At 71.9% G+C, this 6826-nt stretch carries 6 protein-coding genes and 1 pseudogene; all 7 read right to left on the bottom strand.

Annotated features, from left to right (window positions below; genetic code table 11):
- Nucleotides 1–191, bottom strand: a pseudogene (locus KVT45_RS51845) (acetyl-CoA C-acetyltransferase); the annotation flags it as partial.
- Nucleotides 188–988, bottom strand: coding sequence for an enoyl-CoA hydratase-related protein (locus KVT45_RS51840; protein ID WP_308311139.1), 801 nt, complete (start codon nt 986–988; stop codon nt 188–190). The gene KVT45_RS51840 and the pseudogene KVT45_RS51845, both read right to left, overlap by 4 nt.
- Nucleotides 985–2169, bottom strand: coding sequence for a CaiB/BaiF CoA-transferase family protein (locus tag KVT45_RS51835; protein WP_217561540.1), 1185 nt, complete (start codon nt 2167–2169; stop codon nt 985–987). Before KVT45_RS51835 ends, KVT45_RS51840 begins: the two co-directional genes overlap by 4 nt.
- A gap of 1 nt (nt 2170) precedes the next feature.
- Nucleotides 2171–3754, bottom strand: coding sequence for a FadD3 family acyl-CoA ligase (locus KVT45_RS51830; protein WP_217561538.1), 1584 nt, complete (start codon nt 3752–3754; stop codon nt 2171–2173).
- A 13-nt stretch (nt 3755–3767) separates the two neighbouring features.
- Nucleotides 3768–4916, bottom strand: coding sequence for an acyl-CoA dehydrogenase family protein (locus tag KVT45_RS51825; protein WP_217561536.1), 1149 nt, complete (start codon nt 4914–4916; stop codon nt 3768–3770).
- Nucleotides 4913–5878, bottom strand: coding sequence for an acyl-CoA dehydrogenase family protein (locus KVT45_RS51820; protein WP_217561534.1), 966 nt, complete (start codon nt 5876–5878; stop codon nt 4913–4915). Before KVT45_RS51820 ends, KVT45_RS51825 begins: the two co-directional genes overlap by 4 nt.
- 2 nt (nt 5879–5880) lie before the next feature.
- Nucleotides 5881–6681 carry an enoyl-CoA hydratase/isomerase family protein gene (locus KVT45_RS51815; protein WP_217561532.1) on the bottom strand — a complete coding sequence of 267 codons (801 nt, stop codon included), beginning with the start codon at nt 6679–6681 and terminating at the stop codon, nt 5881–5883.
- Between the last annotated feature and the right edge of the window lie 145 nt (nt 6682–6826).

Here is a 6826-nt window from a genome sequence, read left to right as displayed (position 1 = left end):
GACTGGTCGCCGACCTGGGACACACAGCCCCAGATCACGTCGTCGACGACCGCCGGATCGACACCGGCCCGTTCGGCCAGCGCGTTCAGCACCGCCCCGGACAGGTCGGCCGGGTGGACGACGGCCAGGCCGCCGTTCCGTCTGCCGACGGCCGTACGGACCGCCGCCGCGATCACCGCTTCCCGCGTCATGTGTCGTTCTCCGTTCGTCTCGGTACCGCCCAGCGGCCGGTGAACAGCGGTTCGCGCTTGTCGGCGAACGCGGTAAACGCCTCCCGGACGTCCGCGGTGGCGAAGTTGACCGCCTGCGCCCGTGCTTCGTTCGCCAGCGCGTCCCGCAGGGTGCGGTCGGCGCCCTCGTCGAGCAGCGCCTTGGTCTGCGCGAGCGCGACCGGCGCGCCGGCCGCCAGGCGCGCGGTCAGGTCGTCGACGAAGGCGTCCACCTTGTCGGCGGCCACGACCCAGGTCACCAGGTTCAGCGCCCGTGCCTCCGCGGCGTCGATCGTCTCCGCCAGCAGGGCGAGCCGCTTGGCCTGCTGGAGTCCGACGAGCTTCGGCAGCAGCCACGAGCCGCCGCAGTCCAGCGACAGGCCGCGGCGCGCGAAGATCTGAGCGAAACGTGCCTCGGGCGTGGCCACCACCAGGTCGCAGCCGAGCGCCAGGTTCCAGCCCGCGCCCACCGCCACCCCCGTCACCTTGGCGATCGTGGGGAAGGGCAACTCGTGTAGCAGCAGGGTCACTTCGGTGAGCGTCCGCATCCGGTGCAGCGGATGCCGGTCGGTCACCGGCCGCGAGATGTCGGCACCGGAACAGAACGCGCCGCCTGCTCCGGTGAGGACGAGCGCCCGTACGGCGGTGTCGTCGCCGGCCTCCCTCAGGGCCGACGCCAGCGCCTCCCACAGCTCGGCGTCGATGGCGTTCCTGCGGTGGGGCCGGTTGAGGGTCAGCGTGCGCACACCACCGGCGTCGCTCGACAGCAGCACGCTCACCGCACCGCTCCCTGCGCGCGCAGTGCGTCGATCTCCCGCTCCTCGAAGCCCAGTTCGGCCAGGACGGCGTCCGTGTGCTCGCCCAGCGCGGGCACAGCGCCCATCGGCGGGTCGTACCCGGAGATGACGGGCGGTGGCAGCAGCGCGGGCACCGGACCCGACGGCGTGCCGATCTCCCGCCAGCGGTCGCGGGCGGTCAGCTGCTCGTGGGCCAGGACGTCCTTCGGCGTGTTGTAGCGGGCGTTGCCGATCCCGGCGGCGTCCGCGCGGTCCTGGACGTACGCCAGGTCGTGCCGCGCACACCAGGTACCGATCGCGTCGTCCAGCGGCGCACGGTGCTCGACCCGGCCGGCGTTCGTACGGAACCGCTCGTCGTCCGCCAGGTCCGGGCGGCGGATCAACTCCCTTGCCAGGCGCTGCCATTCGGCGTCGTTGGTGGTGCCCAGGACGACGGTCTGTCCGTCGGCGGTGGGATAGGCGCCGTAGGGCGCGACGGCGGGCGAGCTCATGCCGAGCGGCTGCTGCTCGATCCCCGAGTGCAGGGTGTACGTCAGTGGGTACCCCATCAGCTCGGCCATGGTGTCGAACATGCTGACCGCCACGGACGGCGCCGGACCGCCCCGGCCCCTGCCGTACAGGAGCGCAAGTACCGACAGCGCCGCGTACAGCCCGCTGCACACGTCCGCCACGGGCGGGCCCGGTTTCGCGGGGGCGCCGGGGCGGCCGGTCACCGAACAGGCTCCCGACTCCGCCTGGACCAGCATGTCGTAGGCGCGCTTGTGGGAGAGCGGGCCGCCGGGGCCGTACCCGTCGATCTCGACGGCGATCAGCGCGGGGTGCCGTACCTCCAGATCGGCGGGGGACAGGCCGAGCTTCGCCGTGGTGCCGGGGGTGAGGTTGGAGACGAGCACGTCGGCGCGTTCCAGCAACCGGTGCAGGACCGCCAGACCGGCCTCCGACTTCAGGTTCAGGGCCACCGACTCCTTGCCCCGGTTGGCCCACACGAAGTGCGCCGCCAGCCCGCCCACCACGTCGTCGTAGTGGCGGGCGAAGTCACCGCCCTTAGGGTTCTCCACCTTGATGACACGGGCGCCGAAGTCGCCGAGCGTGCGGGTGCACATGGGGGCCGAGACGGCCTGTTCCAGGGTCACGACCGTGACGCCGGTCAGCGGTCCGCCCATCTCAGTGCTCTCCGAGAAGGGCGCGCAGCTCGTGTTTGAGGACCTTCTGGCTCGCGTTGCGCGGGAGTCCGGCCACGAAGCGGACCCGGCGGGGGACCTTGAAGTTGGCCATGTGCTCCCTGGCCCAGGCGATGACCTCGCGCTCGGTCGGGTCCGCCCCTGGCTTCGGCACGACGAACGCGCAGCCGACCTCGCCGAGCCGTTCGTCGGGGACACCGACCACCGCGACCTGTGCGATCGCCTCGCAGCCGAGCAGCAGCTTCTCGATCTCGGCGGGGTAGGCGTTGAAGCCGCCGACGATGAACATCTCCTTCTTGCGGTCGACCACGGCCAGGTTGCCGTCCGCGTCGAGACGGCCGATGTCACCGGTGTGCAGCCAGCCCTCGGGGTCGATCGTCGCGGCGGTGGCCTCCGGGTCCTCCCAGTAGCCGCGGGTGACGTTGTAACCGCGTACCAGGATCTCCCCGTCCCCGCCCGCCCCGACGTCCTGTCCGGTGTCGTCGGCGATGCGGACCTCGACGTCCGGTATGGTCCGGCCGGTGGTGCGGGCCACCGTCTCCTCCGGGTCACCGACGCGGGTACTGGTGACCAGCGCGCTCGACTCGGTCAACCCGTAGGCGCTCAGCACGATGTCGAAGGTCAGCTCCTTCTTCATGGCGCGGATCAGGGCCTCCGGGATCGTGGTGCCGCCCGTCATGGACACCCGCAGCGACGACAGGTCGTACGACGACCGGTCGGGGTGGTCGAGGAGGTCGTGGAAGATGGTGGGCGGGCCGAGGAGGATGCTGACCCGTTCGTCGGCGATGATCCGCAGGGCCCGTCCCGCGTCGAAGACGGCCATGGGGACCACCGTCACGCCGTGCATCAGGGACGCGAGCCAGCCCGCCTTGTAGCCGAAGCAGTGGAAGAACGGCGGGATGACCAGGAAGGTGTCGGAGGCGTCGAAGGTGTACTCCGTGGACATCCAGCCGTACGCCCGCAGGGACTGTCCGTGGGTGAGCGTCACACCCTTGGGGTGGCCGGTGGTGCCGGAGGTGAACATCACGTCGGACAGGTCGTCCGGGGTGAGCCGGTCGATGGCGGCGTGCGCGGCCGAGGGCGCGGTCGCGGCTCCCGCGTCGAGGAAGTCCTGCCAGCCCAGGGTGGCGTCCGCCGGCGGTCCGAGGAGTGATACGGCGGTGGCCAGGGCGGGCAGCTCGGGATCGGCCCGCCGCAGGTCGGCGATGTAGTCGGTGCCGAGGAAGGAGGCGGCCGCGAAGAGCGCCCTGGCACCGGACTTGCGCAGGATGTAGGAGATCTCCTGAGCCTTGAAACGGGTGTTCAGGGGGACGACCACGCCTCCCGCGCCCTGGATGCCGACGGCCGCGACGATCCACTCCGCGCAGTTCGGCGCGCACAGGCCCACCCGGTCCCCGGGTCCGATGCCGAGCGCGAGCGCCGCGCGCACCGCCTGGACCATCCGCTTCTCCAGCTCCCGGAAGGTCAGGCGCACCGCGCCGTCGACGAGGGCCGGGGCGTCGCCGAACCGTCGTGCGGCGACCCTGATCACGTTCGGGATGCTGAGGAACTCCTGGTCGTGACGCATCGGCGGGCTCCGTTCAGGCGCGGTCGTCGGCCGGCAGGCGCAACAGCCGCTTGGCGATGATGTTGCGCTGGATCTGGGACGTCCCGCCGTAGACGGACGCGGCCCGGGAGTAGAGGTAGTCGGCGAAGACCTCGCCGCCCTCCGTGTGCAGTTCGTCCGGGAACACCAACAGGGCTGTCTCGTAGAGCCGTTGCTCGGCGCGGGTCATGAGCAGCTTGTCGACGGACGACTCCGGTCCGGCGACCTGACCGGCGAGCCGCTGCGCGGTACGGCGCCGGGCATGGGCGACGAGGACCTGGTAGTCGACGACGCACCGGCCGATCTGTGCGAGGAGCCCGTCGGGAAGGCTTTCGCTCCGCTCGTGCGCGGTGCGGCGCAGGCGCTCGACGAGCAGCCCGTACTTCGACAGATGCCCGGTGTCGAGCGCGTTGCGTTCGTACGACACCGTCGTCATCGCCAACGGCCAGCCGTCGCCCTCCGCGCCGACCCGCTCGGACTCCTCCAGGCGTACGTCGTCCAGGAACAGCTCGCAGAACTCCTCGTCGCCGTTGGCCGCGCGCAGCGGGCGTACGGTCACGCCGGGCCGGTCCAGGGGCAGGACGAACGCCGAGATCGAGGTGTGCGCGGGCGCGGTGCGGTCGGTTCTGGCCAGGAGCAGGCAGAGGTCGGAGTACTGGGCGTAACTCGTCCACAGCTTCTGGCCGTTGACGAGGTACCCACCGTCGGGCTGCCGCTCCGCGCGGGTGCTCATACCGGCCAGGTCCGATCCCGCGCCCGGCTCGCTGAAGCCCTGGCACCAGACGTCGTCGCCGGAGAGCATGCGCGGCAGCAGCCGGCGGCGCTGCTCCTCGTCGCCGAACTCCAGAAGGGCGTGGGCGAGATAACCGATCCGGGGCACCCCGGGGGCGCCGCGTGCCCCCAACTCGTCACTGACGGCGACCTGGTGGAGCGGAGTCAGGCCACGACCGCCGTACTCCTCCGGCACGTCGAGGCCGACCCAGCCGCCGGAGTGCAGGATGCGGTGCCAGCGGTGCAGGAACGCGGGGACCGGCTCGTCCGGCCGCCGCTCGGGCAGCGGGTGGCCGGCCAGCCAGGCGCGGAAGTCCCGCCGCAGCCGCTCCAGGTCCGCCGGGTCGCCGAAGTCGAGGGGGCCGTCGGTCATCGGATCGCCTCCGGTGCGGCCAGGGTGGGCAGCAGGTCGGCCGTGGTCGCCAGCACGGTGGCGCCCACGAGAACCCTGCGGAGGTACAGATGGGCCGGGTGCTCCCAGGTCTGGGCGATGCCGCCGAACACCTGCATCCCGGCGTACACCGCCTCGACGGCCGAGGCGTTGACCTCCGCCTTGGCCGCGCGGGCCGCCGCGAGCGCCCGGTCCGGCGGCTCGTGGTCCAGGCACCAGGCGGCGTACCGGGTGGCGCTGGTGCAGGCCTCGACCACGACGGTCGCGTCGGCCAGCAGATGCTGGACGGCCTGGAAGGAGCCGATGCGGCGACCGTACTGCCGTCGTTCGCGCGCGTAGTCCACGCTCGACTCGACGAACGAGCGTGCCGCGCCGACGAGTTCGCTCGCGACGACCACCAGCGCGTACGCCTGCCAGCGCTGCCGGTCCTGCGACGTGAGCCGACCGAGGGGCTCGCCCACGGGGAAGGCCTGGCGCACGCTGCGCAGCAGGTCGGCGGTCGGTGCCGGCGAACCGAGTTCGGCGCGGGTCACGGTCCCTTCGGCGTCGGCACACAGCGCTGCCTCGGCTCCGTCGCAGTCCCAGGCGCGGAGATCGGCCGGTTGCGGTCCGGGGAGGCGAAGGTCGGGGGCTAGGGCGACGGTGAGCCGCGGGGTGTGCCCGTCCGTACCTAGGAGCCGCAGCAGCTCCGGAGCCAGCAGGACCGTGCCGAGCAGCGAGGTGGTCAGCGGCAGGCGGCCGTGCTCCTCGGCGAGCAGGGCGCACTCCTGGGCGGTGGCGGCGGGCGGGGTGGTGCGGCGGAGTTCGGCGAGTCCCAGTCCGTCCAGCGCCTGCTGCGCCGCCGCGCGGGACTTGGACGTGATCTCGTCGGCCGATGCGACGGCATGACGAGTCGCGAAGGTGCGGACCATGTCGCGGACCAGCGTGAACTCCTCGGACTCCACGTTCAGTCCTCCTCGCGTGCGGCCGGGCGGCGGCGGGCCCGGGAGGCGAGGTCGTCGATGATGCGGATGTGATCCGGGCTGGTCATCGTGGACCGCTCCGCGAGGAGCGCCGCCTCCATGCCGCCGCGCGAGACCTGCTCGACCACCGCGGCCAGCGCCGCCTTCGTCGCGCGCAGCGCCTCCGCGGGCTGCGCGGCGAGCCGGTGCGCCAGAGCGAGGGCTTCGGGCATCAGGTCGGCGGTCGGCACGACCCGGTTGGCGAGGCCGAGTCCGACCGCGGTGGCGGCTGGGATACGGTCCCCGGTGAACAGGTACTCCTTCACCCGGAGCAGGCTCGTCAGCAGCGGCCACAGGGTGACCCCGCCGTCGCCCGCCACCAGACCAACCGAGACGTGCGGGTCGGCGAGGTAGGAGTCCTCGGCCATCAGGACGAGGTCGCAGCCGAGGGCCAGTGAGCAACCCAGGCCCACCGCCGGGCCGTTGACGGCCGCGATGACGGGCAGCGGGAAGCGGATCATCTCCGTCTGGATGGTCCGGTCGAGCCGGATCGACCGCTCGCGCAGCTCGGGGTCGTCGTGGTGGCGGCGCAGATGGTCGAAGTCGCCGCCCGCGCTGAACGCCCGGCCCGCGCCGGTGAGTACGACGGCCCGGGCCTTGGTGTCGTCGGCGAGCTCGCGCCACACCTCGGACAGCCTGCGGTGGAGTTCCTCGGACACACCGTTGAGGCGTTCCGGACGGTTCAGGGTGACGATGCGGACGTCGCCGTCGGCGGTCACGGTCAGTACGGGACTCACCTCGCTCATGCCAGCGATGCTATTAAAGGTCAGGCCGTAACTGTCAATGGTGTTGCGCGAAAATGAGAATGAGATTCTCGCATGTCATGGTTGCGACCCTGGCCGGTGCGGTGTCCGTCAGCCTTTGCGGTAGGTCAGCCTTCGGGGTAGGTCA

The sequence above is a fragment of the Streptomyces sp. GbtcB6 genome (genome assembly GCF_019091475.1).
In the GTDB taxonomy this organism is placed as follows: Bacteria; Actinomycetota; Actinomycetes; order Streptomycetales; family Streptomycetaceae; genus Streptomyces; species Streptomyces hyaluromycini.
Note: the sequence above shows the minus strand (reverse complement) of the source record. Positions and strands in the feature narration are given on the sequence as shown.

What these genes read in the sequence shown, in the direction of transcription:
- KVT45_RS51835 (WP_217561540.1), bottom strand. Translation starts at nt 2,169, where the DNA reads ATGGGCGGACCGCTGACCGGCGTCACGGTCGTGACCCTGGAACAGGCC.
- KVT45_RS51830 (WP_217561538.1), bottom strand. Translation starts at nt 3,754, where the DNA reads ATGCGTCACGACCAGGAGTTCCTCAGCATCCCGAACGTGATCAGGGTC.
- KVT45_RS51825 (WP_217561536.1), bottom strand. Translation starts at nt 4,916, where the DNA reads ATGACCGACGGCCCCCTCGACTTCGGCGACCCGGCGGACCTGGAGCGG.
- KVT45_RS51815 (WP_217561532.1), bottom strand. Translation starts at nt 6,681, where the DNA reads ATGAGCGAGGTGAGTCCCGTACTGACCGTGACCGCCGACGGCGACGTC.